The organism is Streptomyces sp. WMMB303 (genome assembly GCF_029351045.1).
Lineage (GTDB): Bacteria > Actinomycetota > Actinomycetes > Streptomycetales > Streptomycetaceae > Streptomyces.
Genome location: NZ_JARKIN010000001.1, coordinates 642,746 through 669,636 on the forward strand (window position 1 = coordinate 642,746; position 26,891 = coordinate 669,636).

A 26,891-nucleotide genomic window follows, 5' to 3' on the forward strand; every position below is an offset into this window, starting at 1 on the left:
TCGGTGCGGTGGTGCCTCACGGTGGTGCGCGGCGTCGTACCCGGTCCTGCCCTGCGGTCCGGTCCGGGCCGTACGCGGAAGCCAACTATCGCGGCTCGGCGGGGCGTGTGCCAGGGCTTCGGCCGCCCGGCATGCCGCCGTCATTGGCTCAGACCGGTGACGCACCGTGGCTGTCCGTCAGGCGCGGGCCCGTTCCGCACATCTGTGTGAACCGGGACGTACGCTGGGAGGATGCCTGTTCCGCCCCCGCTCGACGCGCTTGCCGACCGGCTTGCCGCGCTGCCCCCCTCGTGTGGGCCGGTGCGCCTCGTCGGCGTGGACGGGCATGCCGGTTCGGGCAAGACGACCCTGGCCCGGGAGCTGTCGGAGCGGCTCGGCGGGGCACCGGTGCTGCACCTGGACGACCTGGCCTGCCACGAAGGACTGTTCGACTGGACGGAGCGGCTGACCCGGCAGGTCCTCGAACCGCTGGAGCGGGGGGTCCGCGCACGCTACGTGGTCTACGACTGGGTGGCACACGCTTTCACGGCGGAAGCGGGGCTGCCACCCGCGCCGGTCGTTCTCGTCGAGGGCGTGGGGGCCGGACGGGCAGCGCTGCGGCCCCGGCTGGCCTGCCTGCTGTGGCTCGAGATGGCGGCCGAGGACGCGTGGCGGCGCGGGCGCCGCCGCGACGGCCCGGCGCAGCGGGACTTCTGGGCACGGTGGGTCCCCGCGGAGCGCGCGCATTTCGCGGCCGACCCGTCGCGCCCGTTCGCGGACTTCCTGGTACGCGAAACGGGCTCGGGACGTTTGGGATACGAGGTGCGGGAGAGGCGTGACGAGACACCCGGCCCGCCGCTGAATATGACGCTCCGTATAAGCGACGGCCGTTGACGGCATGCTGTCGGTACGGTGTGCAACCGAGCGGCTTGACCATCGGCGCGGGACCGATTACTTTTCCAACAAGCGGCCTGCGCAGGCCGTCTTGGACGCGAAGCCCCCGGTTGTTCCCCCGTGACCGGGGGCTTCGTTCTGCCTCGGAACAGTCGAAGCGGAACAAGCGGCTCTAATTTTCCTCACCCTCCGTATCGGCTCTACGGGTACCCTCCCGTGCCGGATCCCCCTCGCATCCCACCGCGGCAGGTCGTTCCGCGCGCCCGGAAGCCGGGTAGACCGCCCTTCGACAGCGCCCTGAGCACGGGTACGATGCGGAACAGCGTGGGAACCCCGGGTGATAACCGGCAGATGACGGGGGACATTTCGTGGGGGACGTGATGAACTTCGGCACGCAGGACCCCCAGGGCCTGCACGCCCCGGCCGAACTCGCCTGGCTGCGCGGGGTGGACGCGTACACGATCGGTGGATACGCGCAGGCCGAGGAGGAGTTCCGCACGGCGGTGCGACTCGATCCGGGGATGGCCGACGCGTGGCTGGGCCTGCACGCCCTGCGCGCCGACACCGCGACCGCGCTGCTGCGGATGCACCACCACCGGGAACGCTTCGGCGAGCAGCGCGCCCGGCACGGGCGCACCCTCAACTCCTGGTACTGGCTGGGCTGGTGGGTGCAGCCGGTGCTGGAGTACGAACGGGACCTGCTGCTGGCGCACGCCTCGCACTGGCTGGACGGACGCCATGTCGCCGAACTCGACCGAGCCCTGGCGGGCTGTCCTCCGGTGGACGCCGACCCGCAGGTACGGTTCCTGCACGCGTGCCGGGCCTACCTGGCCAAGGACTGGGAGGGGCTGGTCGCACACACCGAGCCGCTGGTGGACGATCCCCTGCTGGGCATCGAGGCCGGGCTGTTCGCGGGCATGGCCCGGGTCCGGCTGGAGATGTACGGGCAGGCCGAACCGCTGCTCGCGGCCGCCCTGATGCGCTGCCGAAGCGAGCAGCCGCAGCGCAAGGAGCTGCGCTACTGGCTGGCGCGCGCCCGGGAGGGCACCGGGCGCAGCGCGGCGGCGCTGCCGCTCTACCGTGCGGTCCACCGGATCGACCCGACGTTCATGGACACGGCGGCCCGGCTGACGACGATCGCGGACAGCGACGGTGGCGGCGGCACGGCGGAGGACCTGGCAGCCGCCGTGCTCTCCGGCTCGCTGGGCGGCCCCGCCCCGGCCGCGGCCCCGGAGCTGTTCGACAGGGGTACCGAACCGCCCGGCGACCCGGCGGATCCCGCCGACTGCGCCGCAGCCGGGGACGGCCGCTCCCCCGGCAGCTCGGAGTTCCAGGAGGGTGGCGTGCGCCGCAAGGGCCCGGGCTCCCCGCCGCCGGGCACCACCGACGGCGGGGAGCCGGCGGACGACACCGGGACCGCCGACCCGCTGCTGGACCCGGAGGCGGACGCGCTGCGGCTGGAGGACTCCGGCGACCCGGCCGAACCCGTCCGCGTCGACACGGGCGTGCTGCGGGAGCGCGATACCACCGCCGGGGACGGCAGCATTCCGGCCGGGCCCTCGGATCCGGTGCTGCTGGCACAGGCGCTGGAGGAGCTGGAGCGAATGGTCGGACTCGAGCCGGTCAAGCGCCAGGTCCGGGCGCTCTCCGCGCAGTTGCACATGGCCCGGCTGCGAGCCGGCCAAGGGCTGCCCGTCCAGCCGCCGAAGCGGCACTTCGTCTTCTCCGGCCCTTCCGGCACGGGCAAGACCACGGTGGCCCGCATCCTGGGCCGGGCCTTCTACGCGCTCGGGCTGCTGGGCGGCGACCATCTGGTCGAGGCGCAGCGCGCCGACCTGGTCGGCGAATTCCTGGGGCAGACAGCGGTCAAGGCCAACGAGCTGATCGACTCGGCGCTGGGCGGGGTGCTGTTCGTCGACGAAGCGTACGCGCTCTCCAACTCCGGTTACACCAAGGGCGACGCGTACGGCGACGAGGCGCTGCAGGTGCTGCTCAAGCGCGCGGAGGACAACCGGGACCAGCTCGTGGTGATCCTGGCCGGCTACCCGGAGGGGATGGACCGGCTGCTGGCGGCCAACCCGGGGCTCTCCTCCCGTTTCACGACCCGGGTCGACTTCCCCAGCTACCGCCCGCTGGAACTGACGGCGATCGGCGAGGTGCTGGCCGCCGACAACGGCGATGTCTGGGACGAGGAGGCGCTGGAGGAGCTGCGCAGCATCAGCGGGCACGTCGTCGACCAGGGCTGGATCGACGAGTTGGGCAACGGCCGCTTCCTGCGCACCCTGTACGAGAAGAGCTGTGCCTACCGGGATCTGCGGCTGTCCGGGTACGCGGGCACACCGTCCCGCGACGACCTGGCGACGCTCCGGCTGCCCGACCTCATGCAGGCGTACGGCGAGGTGCTGTCGGGGCGGGGGCCGGACGGCTCTCCGCCGGGTCCGCAGCCGCCACCGGGTTAGCGCCCTCCGCGCCGCTGCCCCGGACGTCCGGCAGCCGCCGGGCGCCCGGTACGGCACCTCCGGCCCCGGCGGGCGGCACCGCGGCGGCGGCGCGTCCGGGCCCGGGGCCGCCCGGGTCGGTGTGGGCGGGATCGTGCACCTCGCCGACCAGGATCTCCAGCACGTCCTCCAGGGCGGCCACCCCCAGCACCCGCCCGGTGGCGTCGGCGACGGCGGCCAGGTGCGAGGCGCCGGCCCGCATGGCTGTCAGCGCGTCGTCCAGCGGCAGCTCGCCGCGGAGTGTGGCGATCGGACGCCACAGCCGCTGTGGTACGGCCCGGTCGGCTTCCTCCAGGTCGAGTACGTCCTTGACGTGCAGATACCCGAGGAAGCCGCCGTCCTCGGAACGCACCGGGAAGCGGGAGTAGCCGGTGCGCACCGTCAGCTCCTCCACCTGGCGAGGAGTGACGTCGGTGCCGACGGTGATCAGCTCGGTGCGGCCCAGCAGGACGTCGGTCAGCGGTCGGGAGCCGAGTTCCAGCGCGTCGGCCAGCCGCTCGTGTTCGTCCGGTGCCAGCAGGCCGGCCTGGCGGGAGTCGTCCACCAGCTGGTTGAGCTGTTCGCTGGTGAAGGCGGCCGCCACCTCGTCCTTGGGTTCGACACGGAAGAGCCGCAGGACGAGGGTGGCGCACGTCCCGAGTGCCGCGGTGACCGGCCGGGTCAGCCGCGCGAAGGCGACCAGCGCGGGGCCGAGCCACAGCGCGGTGCGCTCGGGTGCCGCCATCGCCAGGTTCTTGGGCACCATCTCGCCCACGACCAGGTGGAAGAAGACGACCACGGCCAGCGCGATCACATATCCCACCGGGTGCACGAGCGCCTCGGGCAGCCGGGCGGCGTGGAAGGCGGGCTCCAGCAGGTGGGCCAGCGTGGGTTCGGCCACCGCGCCCAGGGTCAACGAGCAGACGGTGATCCCGAACTGCGCGGCCGCCATCATCTGCGGCAGTGTCTCCAGCCCGCGCAGCACGCGCCGGGCGCGCGCCGATCCGCCGGCCGCGAGCGGCTCGATCTGGCTGCGGCGCACCGAGACCAGCGCGAACTCGGCACCGACGAAGAAGCCGTTGGCGAGCACGAGCAGTGCGGCGAAGAGGAGTTGCAGCAGGCTCATGATGCCACCGCCTCCACGCTGCGGGCCGACCGCGGGGACGCGCCGTCGGCCGGGTCGGCGAGAGCGGAGGGACGGGAGGCGGCGCGGGAGTCGGGCGCCACGATGCGGACGCGTTCGGCGCGGTGGTGTGCCACGTGCCGTACCCGCAGCTGCCACTCCGGACCGTCCTGGCCGGCCCGCGGGTGCGGCAGCCGCAGCCGGGCGGTGTCGCCCGGCGCCGGGATGCGGCCCAGCAGGTCGGCGACGAGTCCGGCGACGGTCTCGTAGGGGCCCTCGGGGACCTCCAGGCCGATGCCGCGCAGGGCGCCCACCCGGCACCCGCCGTCCGCCTCCCAGGCCGGGCGGCCCTCCGCCTCGGCCGGCGCCGGGGCCAGCTCGGGCAGTTCGTCGTAGAGCTGCCCGTCGTGTTCGTCGCGCACCTCGCCGACGATCTCCTCGACGATGTCCTCCAGCGTGACGACCCCGGCCGTACCGCCGTACTCGTCCACGACCACGGCGATGGGCTGTTCGCTGCGCAGCCGTGCCAGCAGCGGGCGGACGGGGAGCGTCTGGGGGACGAGCAGCGCCGGGACGGCGATCCGGGCGGCGGGGGTGTGCAGCCGCCGGTGCGCGGGCACGGCGAGCGCGTCCTTGAGGTGCACCATGCCCACGACCTCGTCCAGGGTGTCCTGATAGACGGGGAAGCGGGAGAGGCCGGTGGCGCGGGTGAGGTTGAGGATGTCTTCCGCGGTGGCCGCGGCCTGCAGCGCGCCGACGCGGACGCGGGGTGTCATCACGTGCTGGGCGGTCAACCCGCCCAGCGCCAGAGTGCGCACGAACAGGTCGGCGGTGTCCTGTTCGAGGGCCCCGGCCCGAGCCGAGTGGTGGGCGAGGGAGACGAGTTCACCGGGGGTGCGCGCCGAGGCGAGCTCCTCGGCCGGCTGGACTCCGAAGAGCCGCACCAGGCGGTTGGCCGCCGCGTTCAGGCCCGCGATCACCGGCCGGAACGTGCGGGAGAAGAGGCGCTGCGGACCGGCGACGAACCGGGCGACCGCCAGCGGCCGGGAGACGGCCCAGTTCTTGGGCACCAGTTCGCCGACGACCATCTGGACCGCGGAGGCGGTCAGCATCCCGGTGACGACGGCGACTCCCCCGACGGCGCCGGACGGTACCCCGAGCGCGCCCAGCGGTCCGCTCAGCAGCCGGGCCAGCGCGGGCTCGGCCAGCATGCCGGTGACCAGGGAGGTGAGGGTGATGCCGAGCTGGGTGCCGGAGAGCTGGAAGGAGAGCTCGCGCAGCGCGAGGACGACGCCGCGCGCCTTGCGGTCGCCCTGCGCGGCGGCGCGTTCGGCTTCGGGTCTCTCGACGGTGACCAGTCCGAACTCGGCCGCGACGAAGAAGCCGTTGGCGAGTACGAGCAGGAACGCCACGCCGAGCAGTACGAGCGGGAGGGTCATGCCGCGCCCCCGTGGAGACGGGACGCGGCGCATGTACTACAGGACGATCCGTCCATCGCTGGAGGGTCTCACTCCTCGGTTCGCAGGTGGCCGCGCGAGCGCGGGGCGGCTCACGCCGGTGTGCTCCAGAGTAGACACTGGGACGCACCTCGCGAAGACGCGCGGCGCCGCGCCGGGGTTGCCGCGGCGGGCGGCCGGGCCGCTACTTTCCGGCCTCGGGCCCCGTCCCGCCGGCGGCATCACCCGGTACTCCGTTCGGGGTGCCGTCCGGGACGCCCTTGAGGTCGACCAGCGCCCGCAGGGCCCGCGCGTCGGCGAGGGCCTGCTGCTTGGCGATGCCCGGCTGGATGCCCATCACGGGCAGGCTGGTGCCGTCGGCCAGATCGAGGGAGACCCAGGGGTCGCCGGGCCGCAGATGGACGGCGAGCACCTGCGCCCAGACGAGGCGCCGCTTGGTGGTGAGGTTGACGACCGTCACCGCGTCCTCGTCCGCGGTCACCCGGGGGCGGCTCAGCAGCACCAGCACGCCGAGGAAGAGCGCGGCGGTGAAGATGAAACTGGCCCGCTCGCCGCCGCCGAGCTGGAGCATCAGCGAGATCGTGGTGATGACGACGAACGCGGCGAGCCCCGCGCTCAGCAGCACCGCGCGGGTGCGGGTGGGCCGGAAGGTGACGGGAAGCGCGGGCACCCGGGGGCTGTCGGTCATGAGCGTGCTCCGGTGGCGGTCACAGGCGGCAGGCGTGGATGCCGGTGGTGAGGATGGCGCGCGCGCCCAGGTCGTAGAGGTCGTCCATGATCCGCTGCGCCTCGGTGGTGCGCACCATGGAGCGGACGGCCACCCAGCCCTGGTCGTGCAGCGGGGAGATCGTCGGGGACTCCAGTCCGGGGGTGAGCGCGACGGCCTGCTCCAGGTGCTCGGCCCGGATGTCGTAGTCCATCATCACGTAGCTGCGGGCCACCAGGACACCCTGGAGCCGGCGCAGGAACTGCTGCACCTTGGGCCCGTGCGGATCGGCTCCGGTCCGGCGGATCACGACGGCCTCGGACTCCAGGATCGGCTCCCCGGCGATCTCCAGGCCCGCGTTCCGCAGCGAGGTCCCCGTCTCCACCACATCGGCGATGACCTGGGCCACGCCCAGCTCGATGGCGGTCTCCACCGCGCCGTCCAGGTGGACGACCGAGGCGTCGATGCCCTTGTCCGCCAGGTGCTTGGCGACGATGCCCTCGTAGGAGGTGGCGACCGTCAGCCCGGCGAGGTCGTCGAGGGTGCTGACGGTGCCCGGCTTGGCCGCGTAGCGGAAGGTGGAGCGGGCGAAGCCGAGCGGGAGCACCTCCTCGGCCCGCGCACCCGAGTCCAGCAGCAGGTCGCGGCCGGTGATGCCGATGTCCAGCCGCCCGGAGCTGACGTAGATCGCGATGTCACGGGGGCGCAGGTAGAAGAACTCGACGTCGTTCTCCGGGTCCACCAGCACGAGTTCCTTGCTGGCCTTGCGCTGCTGGTACCCGGCCTCATGCAGCATCTCCCCCGCAGGTCCGGAGAGGGAACCCTTGTTGGGGACGGCGATGCGCAGCATGCGGGAGCTTCCTTTGTTCGTGCGGCGGCAGCAGTCGTGCCGGGTCTCAGAGGTGAGCGTATACGTCGTCGAGGGAGAGGCCCTTGGCGGCCATGAGCACCTGCAGATGGTAGAGGAGCTGCGAGATCTCCTCCGCCGTGCGCGCGTCGCCCTCGTACTCGGCGGCCATCCAGACCTCGGCGGCCTCCTCCACGATCTTCTTGCCGATGGCGTGCACGCCCTGCGCGGCGAGCTCGGCGGTGCGGGAGGTGCCGGGGTCGCCGGTGGCGGCCTTGTGCTGCAGCTCGGCGAAGAGCTGCTCGAATGTCTTGTTCGCCATGGTGCCTCTCACCCTACGCGGTGGCGGGGAGCGCTCAGCGCCAGGGCTCCGCGACCGTGCGCAGCGTCGCGGCGGTCGCCACGGCGGCCGTCACCGCCTCGTGCCCCTTGTCCTCGGTGGAGCCGGGAAGTCCCGCGCGGGCCACCGCCTGCTCCTCGTCGTCGCAGGTCAGCACGCCGAAGCCGATCGGGACGCCGGTGCGCACCGACACCTCGGTGAGCCCCTGGGTGACGCCCTGGCAGACATAGTCGAAGTGCGGGGTCCCGCCCCGGACGACGACGCCGAGCGCCACGATCGCGTCGTAGCCGCGGTCGGCCAGTACCTTGGCGACGACGGGCAGCTCGAAGCTGCCCGGGACGCGCAGCACGGTGGGCTCGTCGATGCCCAGTTCGCGCAGTGCGCGCAGGGCGCCGTCGACGAGGCCGTCCATGACCTGCTGGTGCCATTGCGCGGCGACCACGGCCACCCGCAGGTCCTGGCAGTTCTTGACGGTCAGTTCGGGTGCGCCCTTGCCGCTCACGGTGCTCCTCGTGCGTGTGTCGTGTGCTGTGTGGTGGTGCTGCCGGTGTCCCGGATGCGCGGACGAGCCGGCCGCTCGGAATGCCGCGCGGATCCGGACCCGCGCGGCTACTGGGTGCCGCAGGGTGAGCTGCGCTCGGCGTCCAGCCAGGGCAGGTCGTGGCCCATCCGGTCGCGCTTGGTGCGCAGGTAGCGCAGGTTGTGCTCGCCGGCCTGCACCGGCATCGGCTCCCGTCCGGTGACGCGCAGGCCGTGCCGCTCCATCGCGGCCGTCTTCTCCGGGTTGTTCGTCATCAGCCGCAGGGACCGCACCCCCAGATCGGCGAGGATCTGCGCGGCGGCCGCGTAGTCGCGCGCGTCGGCCGGAAGCCCCAGTTCGAGGTTGGCGTCGAGGGTGTCGCGGCCCCGCTCCTGCAGTTCGTAGGCGCGCAGCTTGGACAGCAGCCCGATGCCCCGGCCCTCGTGTCCGCGCAGGTAGAGCACCACGCCGTGGCCCTCCTGCTGGACGCGCTCCAGGGACGCCTCCAACTGGGGCCCGCAGTCGCATCGCTGGGAGCCGAAGACGTCGCCCGTCAGGCACTCGGAATGCACTCGTACGAGCACGTCCTCGCCGGCGGCGGGATGCCCGGGGTCCCCCGGGCCGGTGAGGTCACCGGCGACGAGCGCGATGTGCTCCACCCCGTCGACGACGGAGCGGTAGCCGTAGGCACGGAAGTCGCCGTGCCGGGTGGGCAGCCGGGTCGTCGCCTCACGCCGCACGGTGGGCTCGGCGGAGCGGCGGTAGGCGATCAGGTCCTCGATGGAGATGATCCGCAGCCCGTGCTTCCGTGCGAACGGCACCAGTTCGGGCAGCCGCAGCATGGTGCCGTCCTCGCCGGCGATCTCCACGATGGCGGCGGCGGGACGCAGCCCGGCCAGCCGGGCCAGGTCGACGCCCGCCTCGGTGTGCCCGGCGCGGGCGAGCACACCGCCGGGCCTGGCACGCAGCGGAAAGGCGTGCCCGGGCCGGACGAAGTCGGCCGGTGCCGTGCCGGGGTCGGCCAGCAGCCGGATGGTGGCGGCGCGGTCGGCGGCGGAGATACCGGTGGTGACGCCGTGCGCGCCGGTGGCGTCGACCGAGACGGTGAAGGCGGTGCCCATGGACTCGGTGTTCTCGGCGACCATCTGGGGCAGCGCGAGCCGGTCGAGGTCGGCCCCTTCCATGGGGGTGCAGATCAGGCCGCGGCACTCGCTCATCATGAAGGCGACGGTCTCGGGCGTGACCAGCTCGGCGGCGACCACCAGGTCGCCCTCGTTCTCCCGGCTCTCGTCGTCGACGACCACGACCGGGCGCCCCTCGGCGATGTCGCGGACCGCCTCCTCGACGGGGTCGAGCGCGAGCCCGAACACCGCCCCGGGGTCGGCCGGTTCCGCCTCGGACGAGGGTCGCGGGGCGGGGGGCGCGTCGTACCAGTTCGGCAGCGCGGTCATGAGCGTGCTCCTTCCTCGGGGTGCGCCTGGGCGGGACACGGCGCGTTCACAGCGTGGCTCCGGCCGAGTGCAGCGCGTGCTCGGGGCGGGCGGCGGCCCGCGCGCCCGCCTCCTCACGGGACCGCTGCCACCAGGCGCGCAGCCCCCACAGGACGAGGGCGAGATAGACGACGTAGACGAGGCCGGAGAAAGCCAGGCCGCTGCTGAAGGCGAGCGGCACCCCGACCACGTCCACCAGCAGCCAGGCGAGCCAGAACTCCACCAGCCCGCGGGCCTGGGCCACCATCGCGGCCAGGGTGCCGACGAAGATGTAGGCGTCGGCCCAGGGGCTCCAGGAGAGAGCGGGCACCAGGGTGAAGAGCGTGCCGACGGCGGCCGTGCCCAGCGCGGTGCCGAGGGCGAGCAGTCCCCGCTCCCGCCAGGTGGCGAACCGTACGGCGATGGATCCGTCCTGCGCCTGCCGCCGACCGCGTCCCCACTGCCGCCAGCCCCACAGTGCCACTCCGATGACCAGGAGCTGCTTGCCGACGCCGCCCGCCAACTGGGCTGAGGCGAAGGCGCCCACGAGGATCAGCCCGGACAGCAGCTGCACGGGCCAGGTGGCTATGGAGCGCCGCCAGCCCAGCGCGAGCCCGAGCAGCCCCATCAGGTTGCCGAGCATGTCGGACCAGATGACGTGCTGTCCGAAGGCGGCGAACGCCTCCTGGTTCAGCCAGTGCAGCCCGCTCATCGCGCCGCCCCGCTCTGCCGCGCCGTACCACCCTGCCGCGAGGGTGCCGCATCGCCGGGGCGCGGCGGCTGCGGGACGCCCCGCGCGGTCGGGCCCAGCAGCCGCTCCACGTACTTGGCGAGGACGTCGACCTCCAGGTTGACCGGGTCGCCCGGCTGCTTGGTGCCGAGCGTGGTGAGGGCGAGCGTGGTGGGGATGAGGGAGACCGTGAAGTACGCGTCGGTGGCCTCGACGACCGTCAGGCTGATGCCGTCGACGGTGATGGAGCCTTTCTCGACCAGGTAGCGGCCCAGCCCCTCGGGCAGCCCGATGGTGAGATCCGTGCCGCTGTCCGCGTCGTGCCGCGCGGTGACGGTGCCGGTGCCGTCGACGTGCCCCTGGACGAGGTGGCCGTCGAGCCGTCCGCCCAGCGCCATGGGCCGCTCCAGGTTGACGGGCGAGCCCGCGGTGAGGGCTCCGAGGCTGGAGCGCTCCAGCGTCTCGGCGATGACGTCGGCCGTGAACTCGCCGTCGCGGGTCTCCACGACGGTCAGGCACACACCGTTGACGGCGATCGAGTCGCCGTGCCGCGCGTCTGCGGTGACGCGCGGGCCGCGCAGCCGCAGCCGTGCGGAGCCGCCCAGGTCCTCTACGGCGACGACCTCGCCCAGTTCTTCCACGATTCCGGTGAACACTCAGGACTCCTCGGTCTGCTCGGGCTGCCCGGCGACGGCGGACGGGCGGGCGGGCGGGTGCGCGGTGCTGCCGACCGCGGTGACCCGCAGGTCGGGGCCGATGCGCAGGGTGTCGCTCACGGTGAGCCGCAACGCCTGCGCGATGGTGTTGATTCCGGCGTCCCCCAGGACGGGCGGCCCCGCGCCCAGCAGCACGGGGGCGAGATAGCCGACGACCCGGTCGACCAGTCCCTCGGCGACGAAAGCGGCGGCGAGGGTGGCGCCGCCCTCCAGCAGCACGGCGCGCACGTCGCGGGTGTGCAGGGCGGTCAGCAGCGCGTCCAGGTCGAGTCCGGCCCGGTCCCCGGCCGCCCGCGGCAGCCGCAGCACCTCGACCGGGCTGCCGTCGGCGGCGGCCTCCAGTCCGGCGGTGTCCGCGTCCCGGGCGACGGCGATCAGGGTGGGCGCGGCGCCGTCGAGGACACGGGCGCCCGCGCGTACGGCCGTGGCCTCGGTGTCGACGACGACGCGGAGCGGCTGGGTGGCGCCGGGTACTCCGCGCACGGCCAGGTGCGGGTCGTCGGCGCGGGCGGTTCCGGAACCGACGAGAACGGCGTCGGACTCGGCGCGCAGCCGGTGCACGTCGGCCCGGGCCTCGGCGGAGGTGATCCAGCGGCTGGAGCCGTCGGCGGCGGCGGTGCGGCCGTCGAGCGTGGCGGCGTACTTCCAGGTGACGTACGGGCGGCCGTGCAGGACGGAGGTCAGCCAAGCCGCGTTGCCCGCCGCGGCCTCGTCGGCCAGCAGCCCCCCTTCGACCTCGACACCGGCGGCGGCGAGTGTCGAGGCGCCGCCGGCCGAGCCGGGGCCGGGGTCGGGCACGGCGTAGACGACGCGGGAGATCCCGGCGTCGAGGAGGGCGCGGGAGCAGGGGCCGGTGCGCCCGGTGTGATCGCAGGGTTCGAGTGTGACGACGGCGGTGCCGCCGCGGGCGTCCTCACCCGCTTCGGCCAGCGCGTGGACCTCCGCGTGCGGTCCGCCGGCCCGCTGGTGCCAGCCCTCCCCCACCTGGCGTCCCACGTGGTCGAGGACGACGCAGCCGACGACGGGATTGGGGCTGGTGGAGCCGAGTCCCCGTGCGGCGAGAGCGATGGCACGGCGCATCGCGTCGCGCTCGGCCTGCGGCGCGAGCGGCGCCTGGGGGTGGGGGGCCACCGGGTCCTCCTGCCTCTTCGGGCACGGACTCCGGGGCTGTGGGACTGTGACGGACGCGGGAACGGGACGACCTGCCGGAACGGGAGGGTCCGCTCCGGACCGGCCGCAGCCTCCGGAACGGTACCGCCGGTCGGCGGCGCACCGATCACGTCCGCCGCGCACTGCCTCCCATCCGGACTTTCACCGTCGGTCCAGGAATCTCACCTGGTCAACCGACCGCTGGTGGCGGCCGGGTCGCGGACTGTAACCGCCGGTTCGGACTTTCACCGACCCCGGAGTGCGCTGACGTCACTGGTACTCCCCCAGCTGTCGGCCGGGGGTACTCCCCAGTCTGCCACGCGGGGAGGGGTGCCATGCGGGCGGCTGCTGTGCGGTGACTCACAGCAGCCCCGTGACGGCGCGTGCGCCACCGGTGTCCACGGCTGTTCGAGCGGGGTTCGAGCAGGGCACGATCTGCGTCGTGGGCCGCGCGGACCCGCCGCCGGGCGGTACGGACGCGCGCCGGAAGGCGGTGGTCGGAACGTGCGGCGGGGAGACGGGATGCGTACGGATGCACACGGCCCCGAGCCGGGTGCCGGGGCGGGGACCGGTGCGGGGGCGGGAATCGGTGCGCCGCCGGGAGCCGGGGCGGAGCCGGGATGCGGGGCGGAGGTGCCCGGTACCCGGACGGGCCGCCCTCGGATCGCGCCCGGGGCCCGGCCCGCGGAGTCCGCGCGGGCCGGGCGGGTGGCGGTCTCGGTGGTCTTCGCCGTGCACGGCACGGCCAGCGGCACGTTCGCCACCCGGATCCCCTGGCTGCGCGAACACCTCGGGCTGAGTCCCGGCTGGCTGGGGCTGGCGCTGGTCTTCATGACGGCGGGGGCCTCCGCGGCCATGCCGCTGGCCGCGCGCGCGGCGCACCGGTACGGTCCGCGCCGGGCGCTGGCCGCGGTCTCGCTGGCATGCTGCGCGGGACTGGTGCTGCCGCCGCTGGCCCCGGCTCTGGGATGGCTGTGCCTGGCGCTGTTCCTGTACGGCTGCGGGCTCGGTCTGATGGACGTGGCGATGAACGCCCAGGGGGTTCGGGTCGAGGCGGAGTACGGGCGGTCGGTGATGTCCTCGCTGCACGGGTTGTGGAGCGTGGGAACGCTGGTCGGCGGCGCAGGTGGCGTGCTGGCCGCGGATGCGGGGCTGGACGCGCGGCTGCATCTGGGGCCGGCGGCTCCGCTGCTGGCCGCGATCGCGGTGGTCGCGGCCCGGTGGACCCCGGACCGGGAGCGGTCCCGTCAACCGGACGGCGCCCGGGAGGACGCCCGGGAGGGCACCCAGGAGGACGAGGCACCTCCGCGCTTCGCGCTGCCCGCCCGCGGGGTCGTGGCGATCGGGCTGCTCGGCTTCTGCGCGGTGTTCGCCGAAGGCGCCTCGATGGACTGGTCCGGCATCTACCTCGCGGACGTGACGGGGGCCGGCCCCGGGCTGGCCGCCTCTGCCTACACGGCGTTCGCCTGCACCATGGCGCTGGCCCGGCTGTCGGGCGACGCCGTGGTGCGGCGGTTCGGACCGGTGGCCACCGTACGCGCGGGCGGGGCGCTGGCTGCGGCGGGCGGCGCGCTGGTGGTCGCGGCACGGACGCCGCCCGCGGCCGTGGTCGGCTTCGCGCTGATCGGGGTGGGGATCGCCGTGGTCGTCCCGCTGTGCTTCGCCGCCGCGGGCCGCACCGCGGCTGCCGCCCCAGGCCAGGCCATCGCGGGGGTGGCCACCCTGGCCTACGCGTCCGGCCTGGCGGCACCCGCCGCCGTCGGCTGGATCGCCGAGTCGACCACCCTGTCCGCCTCCTTCGGTGTCGTCACCTTCCTGCTGCTGGGGCTGGTGGCGGGGGCGCGGGTGCTCCGCGCCTGACGGCCGGGCATACCGGGCGGTGCTGGTGACCGGCCCGGAGCCGCGCAGGGAGCCGGACGGAGGCATCGTGCCGGTCGAACTAGTATGTGGGCCGATCAGAATCAGCCAGGCAGCGAGCGGGAGTGAAGACATGGGCGGCGGGCTCGGCGTGCGGTGGAAGGTGCACGGCGACGGTCGGGTCCCGGCGCCCGGCGCGGTGGTACGGCCCGACGAACGGCTCTCCTGGCCGCGGACGGCGGGCCTGGGCGCCCAGCACGTGGTGGCCATGTTCGGCGCCAGCTTCGTGGCACCGGTCCTCATGGGGCTGGACCCGAACCTGGCGATCATGATGTCCGGCCTGGCCACGATGCTCTTCCTGCTGGCCACCCGCGGCCGGGTACCGAGCTACCTGGGGTGCAGCCTCTCCTTCGTCGGGGTCACCGCCGCCATCCGCGGCCAGGGCGGCGGCAGCGCCACCGTGACCGGGGCGATCCTGGTGGTCGGAGCCGTGCTGCTGCTCGTCGGGCTGGCCGTGCAGAAGTTCGGCGCGCGGATCATCCACGCGGTGATGCCGCCCGTGGTGACCGGTGCGGTCGTCATGCTGATCGGCTTCAACCTGGCGCCCGTCACCGCCTCGACGTACTGGCCCCAGGACCAGTGGACGGCGCTGCTGACCATGCTGCTGACCGGACTCGCGGTGGTGTGCCTGCGCGGCTTCTGGTCCCGGATCGCGATCTTCCTGGGGCTGGTCGCCGGCTATCTGATGTCCTGGGCGTTCGACACGGTGTTCGGCCGGATCCACTCGCCGGACGCGAGCGGCAGGACGGTCGACCACTGGCGACTGGACCTGTCCGGCGTGGGCCGGGCCGACTGGTTCGGGCTGCCGTCCGTGCACGGCCCCGACTTCTCCTGGTCGCCGGTGCTGGTGGCGCTCCCGGTGGTGATCGCGCTGGTGGCCGAGAACGCGGGGCACGTCAAGGCGGTCGGCGAGATGACCGGCGATCCGCTGGACGACAAACTGGGCACGGCGATCGCCGCGGACGGCGCGGGCAGCGTCCTGTCGACGGCCTTCGGCGGCCCGGCCACGACGACATACTCGGAGAACATCGGCGTCATGGCCGCGACCCGGGTCTATTCCACGGCCGCGTACTGGGCCGCGGCGTGTTTCGCGCTGCTCTTCGGGCTGTGCCCCAAGTTCGGTGCCGTCGTCGCGGCGATCCCCGGCGGAGTGCTCGGCGGCATCACCGTGATCCTCTACGGCATGATCGGCCTGCTCGGGGCGCAGATCTGGATCAACAACGCCGTCGACATGCGCAATCCGCTCAACCTCGTACCGGTCGCGGCGGGCATCATCATCGGCGTCGGGGGCGTCACCCTGAAGGTCACCGACGACTTCGAACTCGGCGGCATCGCACTGGGCACCGTCGTCGTCCTCACCGGCTACCACGCGCTCAAGGCGCTGGCCCCGCCGCACCTCAAGGCCCAGCAGCCGCTGCTGGACGAGGGCACCAGCGGCTACGACGAACCGAGCTGACCCGCGCCGGGGGCCGTGCCGCGTTCGCCGGGGGCCGCCGCGCGGGCGGAGGGTGCCGTCGCCGTGAAGTACCGGACCCGGTGGTCCTCGCCCACCGGCCGCATTCCGGCCGCCGCCATCACGTGCTGCGAGGCCAGGTTGTCCAGGTCGGCGTCGGCCTCGACCCGGGCGACACCCTGGGACCAGGCGAAGGCCAGCAGCGCGCGCAGCGCCTCGGCGGCATATCCCCTGCCGCGTGCCGAGGCGTTGAGGCCGTACCCGACGGTCACGGTATCCGCCGTGCCGGACACCCGGTCGAGGCCGATACCGCCGATGGCGCGGCCGTCCTCACGACGCCGGATCTCGTAGTTGCCGGCCGGCTGTCGGCCGCCGTCGGCTCCGCACGCCGCCGGCAGGGCCCGGGCGCCCCGCACATCCATGGCGTCGGGATACTCGGGCCCCCAACGGTCCCCGGGTCCGGGCCTGCGCCGCACGACGCGTTCGGCCTCCTGACGTGTCATGGGGTGCAGCACGAGCCTCTCGGTGTGCAGATCGGCCCTACCGGTGGTCATGGCCGGAGTATCGCGGCATCCCGTCGGCCGCGCACCCGAATTGAACGAGAGAGGGGCACACGTCCTCCGTCCGGGGGCTGCCGGGGCGGCGCTGCCCGCAGCGCGGGCCGACGGCTGTCAGGCTGCCCGGCATGACCTCCATCGAGCAGGTGCCAGCGCAACGCGCGGCGACGGCCGTGCCCATCGCCGATGTGACGGCCCGGATGCGCGAGATCGGCGCCGTACTGCCCAGGCAGGACGGCGTGGCGGTCTTCGACCGGGTGTACCTGTCGGTGACCGAGGAACTCGAACGGCGTCTGGCCGCCGGGCACTTCCGGGACCGGGCAGCCACCGGGGAGCTGGGCAGCCGGTTCGCACAGCGCTTCCTGGACGCGGTGGACGCCGAGGCCGCCGGGTTGCGGATGCCCGCGTGCTGGCGGCCGCTCTTCCGCTTCCGGCGCCATCCCTCCGTCCATCCGCTGCAGTTCGCGCTGGCCGGCATCAACGCCCACATCGGCCACGACCTGCCACTGGCGCTGGTGGACACCTGCCGGGCACTGCGCGCCGTGCCCGCGGAGCTGGAGACGGACTTCGAGCGGATCGGCGAACTGCTGACGGGCCTGGAGGAGCGCATCCGGGAGGACCTGATGCCCGGCCCGGACCTGCTGGACGTGGCCGATCCGCTCACCCACCTGGTCGGTTCCTGGAGTCTGGAGAGGGCGCGGGCGGGTGCCTGGGCGTCGTTCCGGGCGCTGTGGGGGCTGCGGGACTGCGGGGAACTGCTGGAGGAGATGGCCGAGGGGCTGGACGCGACGGTCGGCTTGACGGGCCGCTGCCTGCTCACGCCGCTGTGGCACTGAGCGAAGAGGGACGAGGCGCGGCATTGCCTGGAGCGTGCTCGAAGGCGTAGGCAGGAGAAGAACGACACCCGTGCCGGCGACGAGACGTGACGGGTGGTCAGCTCGACGAGGCGCCGGAGGGTGAGATGGCACTGCGACTGGGTCTGGGGTTGCCGCAGACCGGAACGTACGACCTGAGCGGCGATGTGACAGCCGTGGCCCGCGCGGCCGACGAGATGGGCTACGACAGCGTCTGGGTGCTGGAGCGGATCATGCGGCCCGAACAGCCCGTGGACGACATGTACCTGGTGCCCGGGTTGCCGTGGTCGGAGTACTTCAGGTCGGTCGCCGACCCGCTGGTCACCCTGTCGCTGGCCGCAGCCGTCACCGAGCGGGTCCGGCTGGGCTCGGCCGTGCTCGTCGGCCCGCTGCACCAGCCGTTCCTGCTGGCCCGTGCGCTGGGTTCGCTCGATGCGGCCAGCGGCGGCCGGGTCGTCGCCGGGCTGGGCACGGGCTGGTCCCGCGACGAGTTCGCCGCGGCGGGCGTCGACTACGCCTCGCGCGGCGCGGCGCTGGACGAGCTGCTGGACGTGTGCGCCGCCGTCTGGGGCGCCGACCCGGCCGCCTACCAGGGCGAGCGCACCCGCTTCACCCCGTCCGCCGTCGGACCCAAGCCCGCGTCCCGGATCCCGGTGCTGCTGGCGGGCGGCAACGACCGTGCGCTGCGCCGGTTGGTGCGGCGCGGCGACGGGTGGCTGCCGTCGCTGGTCGCCGACGACCAGGTGGTCGCCACCCGCGCCCGCATCGCCGAGCTGGCCCACGAACACGGCCGGGACCCGGCGGAGCTCACCATCACCCTGCGGGCCTCCGTACGGCTCACCGACCGTCCCGTCGACGCAGCGCGCAGCCCCTACCAGGGCACCGTCGAGCAGATCGTCGAGGACCTGGCGGGTGCGGCGCAGGCCGGAGTGGACGAGGTGCTGCTGGACCAGCAGCTGGCGTGCCGGGACGCAGGGGAGCTGATCGAGTCCGCGAAGCTGCTGCGCGAGGCGGCGACGGACGCGGGGCTGTAGGCGCAGGCCCTTCGCGGGCTCTCCGCCTCCGTCACCGGTTGCTCAGTCCTCCGGAAGCCGCACCGGCTCGATCTCCTCGAACACGTCCCCCGGGCCGGGGTTGGCGGGGTCGGTGGTGCCGCCCAGATGGTGCATGACGCCCCACACGGCGTTCAGCGCTGTCTGCACGGCGCCCTCGGCCCAGCCCGCCGTCCAGGAGATGTCGTCCCCGGCGAGGAAGAGCCCGCGCCGGTCGGCGGGCAGCTCCTCCTGCATGAAGTGGGTGAACAGCCGCCGCTGGTAGCGGTAGTGGCCCGGCAGGTTGGCCTTGAAGGCGCCGAGGAAGTACGGCTCGTCCTCCCAGGAGACGGTGAGCGGGTTGCCGGTGATGTGCTTGCGGATGTCGACGCCGGGATAGATCTCGCCGAGCGACTTGAGCATCACCTCCATCCGCTCGTTGGCGTCCAGGGGCAGCCACTTGAGGCTGTCGTCGCACCACGTGTACGACAGGCAGATCACGGCCGGCTTGTCGGGGCCGTCGTCCAGCAGGTAGGTGCCGCGCGTCATCCGGTCGGTGAGGGTCATGCTCATCGTGTCCCGGCCGGTCTCGGGGTCCTTGTCGAGCCAGAACGGCCGGTCGACGGGCACGAACAGCTTGGAGGACTCCATGTAGTGGGTGCGCTCCACCGCCGTCCAGTGGTCGATGGGCAGCAGCGCGTCGTCGCAGTCGATCCGGCTCAGCAGCAGCCAGGACTGGGCGGTGAAGACCGCGGCGCGGTAGGTGCGGATGTCCCCGTCCGCGTCGGTGACCGTCACCCGGTTCCCGGCCGTGCGGTGCAGCCTGGTGACGGCGGGGCGGTGCACGCCGCCGGGGTGCAGCGAGCTGAGGCTGGTGCCCTGCGGCCAGTGGACGAGCTTGTCCGGCTGGTGCTCCCACAGCCGCAGCGGAAGCTGCTGGCAGCCGCCGACGATACCGCGGTGGTCGTCGTCCGCGCCGGTGTAGACGACGCGCAGGATCTCCAGGATGGAGTTGGGGAAGTCGGTGTCCCAGCCACCGGTGCCGAATCCGACCTGTCCGAAGATCTCCCGGTGCCGGAAGGAGGAGAAGGCCGCGGAGTCGCACAGGAAGCCGTAGAAGGTCTGGTTGTCCAGCTTCTCCACCAGGCGGGACCAGATCTCCCGGATCCGGGGGACGTCCCGCTCGCGAATCGCCTGCTGCATCGCGGAGAAGTCGGCTCCCTCCTCCAGGCACGCGTTCCACGCCTCCATCACCTGGTGGTAGACGGGCGGCAGATCCTCCAGGGTGCGCGCGTAGTGCGGCTCGCCCTTGAGGTCGACCACGGTGGAGGGGGTGTCGGGAGCCAGCGGGTTGGGGAACGGCTCGGTCTCCAGGCCCATCAGGTCGATGTAGTGCTGGAACGCGGTCGAGGACGGCGGGAAGCGCATGGCGCCCATCTCCGCCCGCAGCGACGGGTCGCCGCCGTCGAAGGTCGCCGTACGCAGTCGGCCGCCGAGCTGATCGGCCTCGTGGACGACCGGCTTGAGCCCCATCTTCATCAGCTCGTATGCCGCCACCAGGCCGGAGAGGCCGCCGCCGATGACCGCGACCTCGGTGCCGTGCTCGGTCGGCGGGACGGCGCCCAGGCCCGTCGGATGCGCGAGGAAGTCGTCGTAGGCGAACGGGAAGTCGGGACCGAACATGGTCAGCGGGCCCTGGGGCGGCTGCTGTGCGGGGTCGCGCTGCTCGTCGTGGTCGTGGGCGGCGGTGGGCACGGTGGAGGTCATGCGGGTGTCGCTCCTGGGAGTACGGGACGGCCGCGCAGGGGGCGCGGCCGGCCTGGAGGGGTCAGTGCGCGTAGAGCTCGGGGCGGCGGTCGGCCAGATACGGGTTGCGGTCGCGGGAGGCCCGCAGCACCTCGGGGTCGACCTCGCCGATCAGCAGCGCCGGCGCCCGGCCGTCGGCCCGCACCGGTACGGTGCCGTCGGGCGCGGCCAGACAGCTCAGCCCGGCGAAGTCGAACGCGCCCTCGGGGCCGACGCGGTCGGCGTAGGCGACATAGAGCTGGCTCTCCACGGCACGCGCCGGGACGAGAGTCGTGGCGACGGTGTCGTAGGGCCGCATCAGCGCGGTGGGCACCAGCAGCAGATCGGTACCCGCCAGGGCGTGGGCGCGGACGGCCTCCGGGAATTCCACGTCATAGCAGATCAGCAGACCCAGCCGGAGCCCGTCGAACTCGGTCTGGACGGGCAGCCGGGCGCCGGGGGTGTAGTGCTCGGCCTCGTAGGGGCCGTACAGGTGCGTCTTGCGGTAGTCGGCGAGTGCCGCACCGTCCGGACCGACCAGGCGGACCGCGTTGTGCACGGCACCGTCCCCGCCCGCCTCGGGGTACCCGTAGACGACGGCCACCCCGTGCTCGCGGGCGATGCGCGAGACGGCCGCGGCGGCGGGTCCGCCGGCCGGCTCCGCGACCTCGGCCGGGTTCTCCAGCGCGTAGCCGGTGAGTGAGAGTTCCGGCGTGACCAGCAGCCGGGCGCCGCGTGCCGCGGCGTCCCGCGCGGCGGCGTCGAGCGCGGCCGGCCCGCGGGAACCGGGCTGGTCCTGGGTCTGGAGGAGAGCGATACGCACGTACTCGAAGCTACGGGCGGGCCCGGTGCGCCACAAGCAGCGGATCTTGCGGAACGACCCGCACTCCGTTGCGTGCTTCCGCCTCAGGTCAGCGATGTGTTGCGTCGGGTGTCCTGGCTCACAGCCGGGATGCCCGGATCACAGCGGAGGCCCGGCGGTGTACCGCCGCAGCAGCGGGGAGAGCACCAGGACCGACTTCGTCCGCTCGACGAACGGCTCCCCCGCGATCCGCTCCAGCACGGCCTCGAAGTGCCGCATGTCCGCGGCGAACACCTGCACGAGCGCATCCGCCTCACCGGTGACGGTGGAGGCCGCCGCCACCTCGGAATAGTGCGCCAGCGCCCGGTGGATGTCCTCCGGCGAGGTGCGGGACCTGCAGTACATCTCGATGAATCCCTCTGTCTGCCAGCCCAGCGCCGAGGGGTCGACCCGCACCGTGAACCCGGTGATGGCACCCCGCTCCCGCAGCCGGTCCACCCGGCGCTTGACGGCGGGAGCCGACAGGCCGACCTCGGCCCCGATGTCGGCGTACGTACGGCGGGCATCCTCGGCGAGGGCGTGGACGATGCGTTCGTCGAGATCGTTCAGTGGCACGGCGACAGTAGAACACGGCGCGGGGACCCGTCCGGCGCGGCGGATACGCCGGGCGCCGCGCAGCCGTGCCGGGAGCGCCCGCCCCTGGTCACGGCGACCGGAGCGCGCCGGGTACGCGCCGTCCGCGTCCCCCCGCGCCGGACAGCCGGACCGGGGCGGGGGACACTGCCGGCGTCCGGCGGAGACGTGCGGGGTCACCAACTGGCGTGCAGGGGCTTGCCCTCCGCGTAGCCCGCGGCGCTCTGCACGCCGACGACGGCGTTCCCGGCGAATTCCTCCAGCGTCGCCGCGCCCGCGTAGGTGCACGCGGAGCGCAGGCCCGCGATGATCGAGTCGATCAGGTCCTCGACGCCGGGACGTGCCGGATCCAGGAACATCCGGGAGGTGGAGATGCCCTCCTCGAACAGGCCCTTGCGGGCCCGGTCGTAGGCGGACTCCTCGGCGGTCCGGTTGCGCACGGCACGGGCCGAGGCCATTCCGAACGATTCCTTGTAGAACCGCCCGTCGGCGGACTGCTGGAGGTCACCCGGGGACTCGTGGGTGCCCGCGAACCAGGAGCCGATCATCACGTTGGAGGCTCCGGCGGCCAGCGCCATCGCGACGTCGCGGGGGTGGCGTACTCCGCCGTCGGCCCAGACGTGCTTGCCGAACCTGCGGGCCTCGGCCGCGCACTCCAGGACGGCCGAGAACTGCGGCCTGCCGACGCCGGTCATCATGCGGGTGGTGCACATGGCGCCGGGGCCGACGCCGACCTTGACGATGTCGGCGCCCGCCTCGACGAGATCGCGCACCCCCTCGGCGGCCACCACGTTGCCGGCCGCGATCGGCACGGCCGGGTCCAGCGCGCGGACGGCCCGCAACGCCTCGAGCATGCCCTCCTGATGGCCGTGCGCCGTGTCCACCACCAGGGTGTCGACCCCCGCGGCGAGCAGGGCCTCGGCCCGGGCCGCGACCTCGCCGTTGATGCCGACGGCGGCGGCGATCCGCAGCGTTCCGCCGGAGTCGACGGCGGGGGTGTAGAGCGTGGCGCGCAGCGCGCCCTTGCGGGTGAGGATGCCCACGAGCCTGCCGTCGGCGTCGACGGCGGGCGCGAACTTGCGGTGGGCGGCGTCGAGCCTGTTGAACGCCTCGCGCGGGTCGATGTCAGCGTCGAGCACCATCGGCTCGGCCGTCATGACCTCGGAGAGCTGCGTGAAGCGGTCGACGCCGGTCAGGTCCGACTCGGTGACGACGCCGACGGGCCGCCCGTCACGGCAGACGACCCCCGCGCCGTGCGCCCGCTTGGGCAGCAGCGAGAGCGCGTCGGCCACGGTCTGGGTGGGCGCGAGGGTGATGGGGGTGTCGAGGACGTGGTGCCGCTGCTTGACCCAGCCGATGACCTCGGTGACGACGTCGATCGGGATGTCCTGGGGGATCGCCACGAGCCCGCCGCGGCGGGCCACGGTCTCGGCCATCCGGCGCCCGGCGATGGCGGTCATGTTGGCGACCACCAGCGGGATGGTGGTGCCCGTCCCGTCGGGCGAGGACAGGTCGACGGCCTGCCGGGAGCCGACCGCGGAGCGGTTGGGCACCATGAAGACGTCGTCGTACGTCAGGTCGTACGGGGGCCGCTGATCATTGAGAAAACGCACGTACTTCATACTCCCACGTCCGCACACCCATGCGAGGGGGGACGATCCACCGGAGTAGCGGGGGTCGGCTGGTGGGATCGTACGAGGGTGTGACCGGGAGCGCGGGGGCCGTGTACCAGGAGTGACCGCACCCGGGTCAGCCGGGGCGGTCCGCTCAGGACGGGTGCCCGGTACCGCCCACCGGGTCCGGTACCCCCTCGGTGTGCGGGAGCGCCGCCTCCTCGCGGCGCACCGCGTCGGTGCCGGTCGGGTCCCGGCGGGCGTCCACCAGCCGCTTGAGGCCGCGTACGGCCGGTTCGGTCCAACGGGCCGTCAGCGGACCGAAAATGACCATGATCATTACGTAGGAGGTGGCCAGCGGGGTGATCCGGGGATCCGTGCCCGCGGCGAGCCCCGCGATGACGATGGAGAACTCGCCGCGCGCCACCAGCGCCCCGCCGGCCCGCAGCCTGCCCCTGCTGCCCACACCGGCCCGGCCCGCCGCGTACCAACCGGTGAGCACCTTGGTCACGACGGTGACCGCGGCCAGCGCCAGCGCGGGCAGCAGCACCGGGGGGATCTCGGCGGGTGCGGTGTTGAGCCCGAAGAAGACGAAGAAGACGGCCGCGAACAGGTCACGCAGCGGGGTGAGCAGGCTGCGCGCGTTCTCCGCCGTCTCGCCGGAGAGCGCGATGCCCACCAGGAAGGCGCCGACGGCGGCCGAGACCTGGAGCTTCGCGGCGATCCCGGCGATCAGCAGGGTCAGTCCGAGGACGACGAGCAGCAGCATCTCGGGCGTGTCGGAGCTGACGGCGCGGCTGATGTGGCGGCCGAACCGCAGCGCCGCGAAGAGCACGATGCCCACGGTCCCGACCGCGACGATCATCGCGAGGCTGGTCCCGGCCAGGCCGAGCCCGGCCACCAGCGCCGTGAGCAGCGGCAGGTAGAGAGCCATGGACAGGTCCTCGATCACCAGTACGCCCAGGATCACCGGTGTCTCCCGGTTGCCGAGCCTGCCCAGGTCGGTGAGGACCTTGGCGATGACGCCCGAGGAGGAGATCCAGGTGACCCCCGCCAGCGCCACGGCCGCGACCGGCCCCCAGCCCAGCAGCAGGGCGGCCACGGCGCCCGGCACCGCGTTCAGCGCGAAATCCACCATCCCGGACGGGTACTGCGTCTTCAGGCTCGTCACCAGTTCCGAGGCGCTGTACTCCAGGCCGAGCAGCAGCAGGAGCAGGATCACCCCGATCTCCGCGCCGACCTCGATGAACTCCTCGCTGGCGGTCAGCGGGAACAGGCCGCCCTGCCCGAACGCCAGGCCGCCCAGCAGATACAGCGGGATCGGGGAGAGGCCGATGCGGCCCGCGAAGCGGCCGACCAGTCCCAGGCCCAGGATGACGGCGCCGAGTTCGATCAGCAGAACGGTGGTGTCGTGCACAGAGGGCCTTTCAGTCGTCCGGCGGCTGTCCGTGGTCGGGCGGCTGTCCGGGGCGGCTCACGGCCCCGGCGGGACCGGACCGCGGAGTCGGTGCTGCTCAGGTGCCGGCGATGATCCGGGTCAACTCGTCCACGCCCTCCCGGGTGCCGACCGCGACCAGGGTGTCGCCCGCCTCCAACCGGAAGTCGGGGGTCGGCGAGGGCACCGCACCGGTCCGCCGCAGCACCGCGACGATGGAGGCGCCGGTACGGGTCCGCGCCTGCGTCGCACCCAGCGGCTCCCCGCTGTAGGGGGACTGGCCCGACATCGGGATCCGGACGGTGACCAGGTCGATCTCCATCTCGCAGGTCCCCAGCCGCGGGCTCTCCCCCGGGGCGAGGATCTCCGCGAGGGAGGCGGCCTCCTCGTTGTCGAGCTGCACCGTGGCCTGGCAGGCGTCCGGATCGTCCTCGCGGTAGAAGCCGAGGAACCTGCGGCCGTCCTGGTGGGCCACCACGGAGATGTGCCGGCCGTTCCGGGTGGTGATGTCGTACTGCTTGCCCAGCCCCGGCAGCTTGGTGCTCTTGGTCGTCATGGCTGGCTGCCTTTCGCGAACCTACGGTGAAGCGGCGGTACTGTCCGGGTCCGTGCGTTCCAACGCGGGGCGCGGCCCTGGTTGTTCCTCGTTCAACAGCCAGTCGGCGGCCGCGGTGTCGGTGACCAGGCTGGTGACCAGTCCGGAGCGGAGCACGGCCCCGATGGCCGCCGCCTTGCGGTGCCCCCCGGCGATGGCGACGACCTCCGGGATCCGGCGCAGCCGCTCGGCCTCCACGGTGATGCAGCGCTCCCCCAGGTCCCGGCCGATCCGGCGGCCCTGCGCGTCGAAGAGGTGCGCCGACATCTCCGCCGCCACCCCCAGCGACGAGTAGTGGTCCCGCTCCTGCGCGCTGAGCATGTCGTGCACCGTGGAGATCCCCGGCTCCCAGGAACCGATGGAGACGGCGGCCACCGTGACCTTGTCGAAGTACTCGAAGGCCCGGGCGATACCGGTCTGGTTGCGCAGCGCGGCGGCGGTGGCGCTGTCCGGCAGCAGCATCGGCGCGTAGACCGGGTGCGCCTCGCCGCCGGCCACCTCGGCCGCCCGCCGTACGGCCTCCACCGAGCCGCGGTCGGCCGTACCGGCGTCGTAGACCCCGGTCAGCTGCACGACGGTGCAGGGCGGCAACTGGCGTAGCGCGGTCGCCATATGGATGGTGGAGCGCCCCCAGGCCAGCCCCAGCACATCGCCGTCGGTGACCAGTTCACCGAGCAGATCCGCGGCGACCTCGCCGAGATTCTCCGGATCCGCCGCGTCGTCCACGGCCTCGGTGGGCGACTCGACGACGACCGCGTGCCGCAGGCCGAAGCGGGCACGGAGCGCGTCCGAGCGCTCGGCGTCCAGCTCGGCCGGGACCCGGATCTCGATCCGTACCAGGTCACGTTCGAGCGCGGTCTCCAGGACCCGGGCCACCTTGAAGCGGCTCACCCCGAACTCGTCAGCAATCTGGATCTTGGATTTGCCCTCCAGGTAGAAGCGGCGCGCCATCGCCGCGGCCTGCATGAGTTCGGCGGGTCCCATTCGCGTGGATCGCCCCGACGACACCGCTCTCACCTCACTGTCTTGCTGTGTCCGCGCTGCCGGCGCTCACGCGCCGCGCGTTCATCCTTGCAGATCCCCGGCCCATGGTGACCGTCCTCACTCCCGGCCCTCCCCGGCCGGCCCCGCCGCCGCTGCCGCCTGCCGCCGCAGCGCCCGCACGGCCGCCGCCGGATCCTCGGCCCCGTAGACGGCCGAACCGGCGACGAACACATCGGCGCCCGCCTCCGCGCACCGCTCGATGGTGTCGGCCGAGACACCGCCGTCCACCTGCAGCCACATCTGCAGCCCGTGCTTGTCGATGAGCTGCCGGGTCCGGCGGATCTTCGGCAGCATGATGTCCAGGAACGCCTGCCCGCCGAAGCCCGGCTCCACCGTCATGACCAGCAGCATGTCCAGCTCCGGCAGCAGATCCTCGTACGGCTCGATCGGAGTGGCCGGCCTCAGCGCCATGGAGGCGCGGGCGCCCTTGGCCCGGATCTCGCGGGCCAGCCGCACCGGTGCCGCCGCGGCCTCCGCGTGGAAGGTGACCGAGCCGGCGCCGGCCTCCACGTAGGCGGGCGCCCAGCGGTCGGGCTCCTCGATCATCAGGTGGCAGTCCAGCGGGATGTCCGTGGCCCGGCCCAGCGACTCGACCACCGGCGTGCCCAGGGTCAGATTGGGCACGAAGTGGTTGTCCATCACGTCGACGTGCAGCCAGTCGGCGCCGTCCGCGCCTCCGACCCGCCGCGCCTCCTCGGCGAGGCGCGCGAAGTCTGCCGACAGGATGCTGGGGTTGATCTGAGCCATGACTACCAGTATTCCGTG

25 protein-coding genes and 1 riboswitch are annotated in these 26,891 nt (G+C 73.4%); of the genes, 6 read left to right on the plus strand and 19 right to left on the minus strand.

Annotated elements, in window-relative coordinates:
• The first annotated feature begins 231 nt into the window (after positions 1-231).
• On the plus strand, positions 232-873 hold the full coding sequence (locus P2424_RS02950) for a hypothetical protein (protein ID WP_276474240.1): 642 nt from the start codon (positions 232-234) through the stop codon (positions 871-873).
• Positions 874-1,253: 380 nt separating this feature from the next.
• Positions 1,254-3,332, plus strand: coding sequence for an AAA family ATPase (locus tag P2424_RS02955; protein WP_276478800.1), 2,079 nt, complete (start codon positions 1,254-1,256; stop codon positions 3,330-3,332).
• Here the strand turns inward: P2424_RS02955 and P2424_RS02960 are convergent.
• The 10 genes from P2424_RS02960 to ribD form a co-directional block, all read right to left on the minus strand.
• Positions 3,253-4,476 (minus strand): hemolysin family protein, encoded by a 1,224-nt coding sequence (locus P2424_RS02960; RefSeq protein ID WP_276474241.1) that lies wholly within the window; start codon positions 4,474-4,476, stop codon positions 3,253-3,255. The genes P2424_RS02955 and P2424_RS02960 overlap by 80 nt on opposite strands.
• A complete protein-coding gene (locus P2424_RS02965) occupies positions 4,473-5,912 on the minus strand; it encodes a hemolysin family protein (protein WP_276474242.1) in 1,440 nt (479 codons plus the stop codon). The genes P2424_RS02960 and P2424_RS02965 overlap by 4 nt, the downstream gene beginning before the upstream one ends.
• A gap of 202 nt (positions 5,913-6,114) precedes the next feature.
• Positions 6,115-6,618: a PH domain-containing protein gene (locus P2424_RS02970; protein WP_276474243.1), complete on the minus strand. Its 504-nt coding sequence runs from the start codon at positions 6,616-6,618 to the stop codon at positions 6,115-6,117.
• A 19-nt stretch (positions 6,619-6,637) separates the two neighbouring features.
• Positions 6,638-7,486 (minus strand): ATP phosphoribosyltransferase, encoded by an 849-nt coding sequence (gene hisG / locus P2424_RS02975; RefSeq protein ID WP_075002948.1) that lies wholly within the window; start codon positions 7,484-7,486, stop codon positions 6,638-6,640.
• Positions 7,487-7,532: 46 nt separating this feature from the next.
• Positions 7,533-7,805 carry a phosphoribosyl-ATP diphosphatase gene (locus P2424_RS02980; RefSeq protein WP_276474244.1) on the minus strand — a complete coding sequence of 91 codons (273 nt, stop codon included), beginning with the start codon at positions 7,803-7,805 and terminating at the stop codon, positions 7,533-7,535.
• 34 nt (positions 7,806-7,839) lie between these two features.
• The gene (gene ribH, locus P2424_RS02985; RefSeq protein WP_276474245.1) at positions 7,840-8,325 is read right to left on the minus strand and encodes a 6,7-dimethyl-8-ribityllumazine synthase; all 486 of its coding nucleotides are present in this window, start codon (positions 8,323-8,325) and stop codon (positions 7,840-7,842) included.
• 107 nt (positions 8,326-8,432) lie between these two features.
• Positions 8,433-9,794, minus strand: a complete 1,362-nt coding sequence (locus P2424_RS02990) for a bifunctional 3,4-dihydroxy-2-butanone-4-phosphate synthase/GTP cyclohydrolase II (protein WP_276474246.1) — start codon at positions 9,792-9,794, stop codon at positions 8,433-8,435.
• A gap of 46 nt (positions 9,795-9,840) precedes the next feature.
• Entirely contained in the window at positions 9,841-10,524 is a 684-nt protein-coding gene (locus P2424_RS02995; RefSeq protein ID WP_276474247.1) for a nicotinamide mononucleotide transporter family protein, read from the minus strand.
• The gene (locus P2424_RS03000; protein ID WP_276474248.1) at positions 10,521-11,198 is read right to left on the minus strand and encodes a riboflavin synthase; all 678 of its coding nucleotides are present in this window, start codon (positions 11,196-11,198) and stop codon (positions 10,521-10,523) included. The genes P2424_RS02995 and P2424_RS03000 overlap by 4 nt, the downstream gene beginning before the upstream one ends.
• A complete protein-coding gene (gene ribD / locus P2424_RS03005; RefSeq protein WP_276478801.1) occupies positions 11,199-12,338 on the minus strand; it encodes a bifunctional diaminohydroxyphosphoribosylaminopyrimidine deaminase/5-amino-6-(5-phosphoribosylamino)uracil reductase RibD in 1,140 nt (379 codons plus the stop codon).
• 205 nt (positions 12,339-12,543) lie between these two features.
• Positions 12,544-12,674, minus strand: a riboswitch (FMN riboswitch).
• A gap of 255 nt (positions 12,675-12,929) precedes the next feature.
• Between ribD and P2424_RS03010 the strand changes: the two genes are divergently transcribed.
• Positions 12,930-14,267 carry an MFS transporter gene (locus P2424_RS03010; RefSeq protein WP_276474249.1) on the plus strand — a complete coding sequence of 446 codons (1,338 nt, stop codon included), beginning with the start codon at positions 12,930-12,932 and terminating at the stop codon, positions 14,265-14,267.
• Positions 14,268-14,397: 130 nt separating this feature from the next.
• On the plus strand, positions 14,398-15,780 hold the full coding sequence (locus P2424_RS03015) for a solute carrier family 23 protein (protein WP_276474250.1): 1,383 nt from the start codon (positions 14,398-14,400) through the stop codon (positions 15,778-15,780).
• On the opposite strand, the gene P2424_RS03020 is transcribed toward P2424_RS03015, so the two are convergent.
• Positions 15,762-16,331, minus strand: a complete 570-nt coding sequence (locus P2424_RS03020) for a GNAT family N-acetyltransferase (RefSeq protein WP_276474251.1) — start codon at positions 16,329-16,331, stop codon at positions 15,762-15,764. The two genes, P2424_RS03015 and P2424_RS03020, sit on opposite strands and share 19 nt — an antisense overlap.
• Positions 16,332-16,462: 131 nt before the next feature.
• On the opposite strand from P2424_RS03020, the gene P2424_RS03025 reads away from it, so the two are divergent.
• Together P2424_RS03025 and P2424_RS03030 are read left to right on the plus strand one after the other, a co-directional pair.
• On the plus strand, positions 16,463-17,170 hold the full coding sequence (locus tag P2424_RS03025; protein ID WP_276474252.1) for a DUF5995 family protein: 708 nt from the start codon (positions 16,463-16,465) through the stop codon (positions 17,168-17,170).
• Positions 17,171-17,295: 125 nt separating this feature from the next.
• Complete coding sequence (locus P2424_RS03030; RefSeq protein WP_276474253.1) at positions 17,296-18,222, plus strand: LLM class F420-dependent oxidoreductase; 927 nt, start codon at positions 17,296-17,298, stop codon at positions 18,220-18,222.
• A gap of 42 nt (positions 18,223-18,264) precedes the next feature.
• Here the strand turns inward: P2424_RS03030 and P2424_RS03035 are convergent, their stop codons facing one another.
• The 8 genes from P2424_RS03035 to rpe form a co-directional block, all read right to left on the minus strand.
• Positions 18,265-19,986 carry an NAD(P)/FAD-dependent oxidoreductase gene (locus tag P2424_RS03035; RefSeq protein WP_276474254.1) on the minus strand — a complete coding sequence of 574 codons (1,722 nt, stop codon included), beginning with the start codon at positions 19,984-19,986 and terminating at the stop codon, positions 18,265-18,267.
• A 61-nt stretch (positions 19,987-20,047) separates the two neighbouring features.
• Entirely contained in the window at positions 20,048-20,827 is a 780-nt protein-coding gene (locus tag P2424_RS03040) for a carbon-nitrogen hydrolase family protein (RefSeq protein WP_276474255.1), read from the minus strand.
• A 138-nt stretch (positions 20,828-20,965) separates the two neighbouring features.
• The gene (locus tag P2424_RS03045) at positions 20,966-21,421 is read right to left on the minus strand and encodes an Lrp/AsnC family transcriptional regulator (protein WP_019356172.1); all 456 of its coding nucleotides are present in this window, start codon (positions 21,419-21,421) and stop codon (positions 20,966-20,968) included.
• A 194-nt stretch (positions 21,422-21,615) separates the two neighbouring features.
• Complete coding sequence (locus P2424_RS03050; RefSeq protein WP_276474256.1) at positions 21,616-23,052, minus strand: GuaB1 family IMP dehydrogenase-related protein; 1,437 nt, start codon at positions 23,050-23,052, stop codon at positions 21,616-21,618.
• Positions 23,053-23,206: 154 nt separating this feature from the next.
• Positions 23,207-24,469, minus strand: a complete 1,263-nt coding sequence (locus P2424_RS03055) for a cation:proton antiporter (RefSeq protein ID WP_276474257.1) — start codon at positions 24,467-24,469, stop codon at positions 23,207-23,209.
• A gap of 97 nt (positions 24,470-24,566) precedes the next feature.
• On the minus strand, positions 24,567-25,043 hold the full coding sequence (locus P2424_RS03060) for a TrkA C-terminal domain-containing protein (protein ID WP_276474258.1): 477 nt from the start codon (positions 25,041-25,043) through the stop codon (positions 24,567-24,569).
• Between the two features lie 21 nt (positions 25,044-25,064).
• Positions 25,065-26,066: a sugar-binding domain-containing protein gene (locus tag P2424_RS03065; RefSeq protein ID WP_276474259.1), complete on the minus strand. Its 1,002-nt coding sequence runs from the start codon at positions 26,064-26,066 to the stop codon at positions 25,065-25,067.
• Positions 26,067-26,183: 117 nt separating this feature from the next.
• Positions 26,184-26,873 (minus strand): ribulose-phosphate 3-epimerase, encoded by a 690-nt coding sequence (gene rpe / locus P2424_RS03070; protein WP_276474260.1) that lies wholly within the window; start codon positions 26,871-26,873, stop codon positions 26,184-26,186.
• Positions 26,874-26,891: the final 18 nt, after the last annotated feature.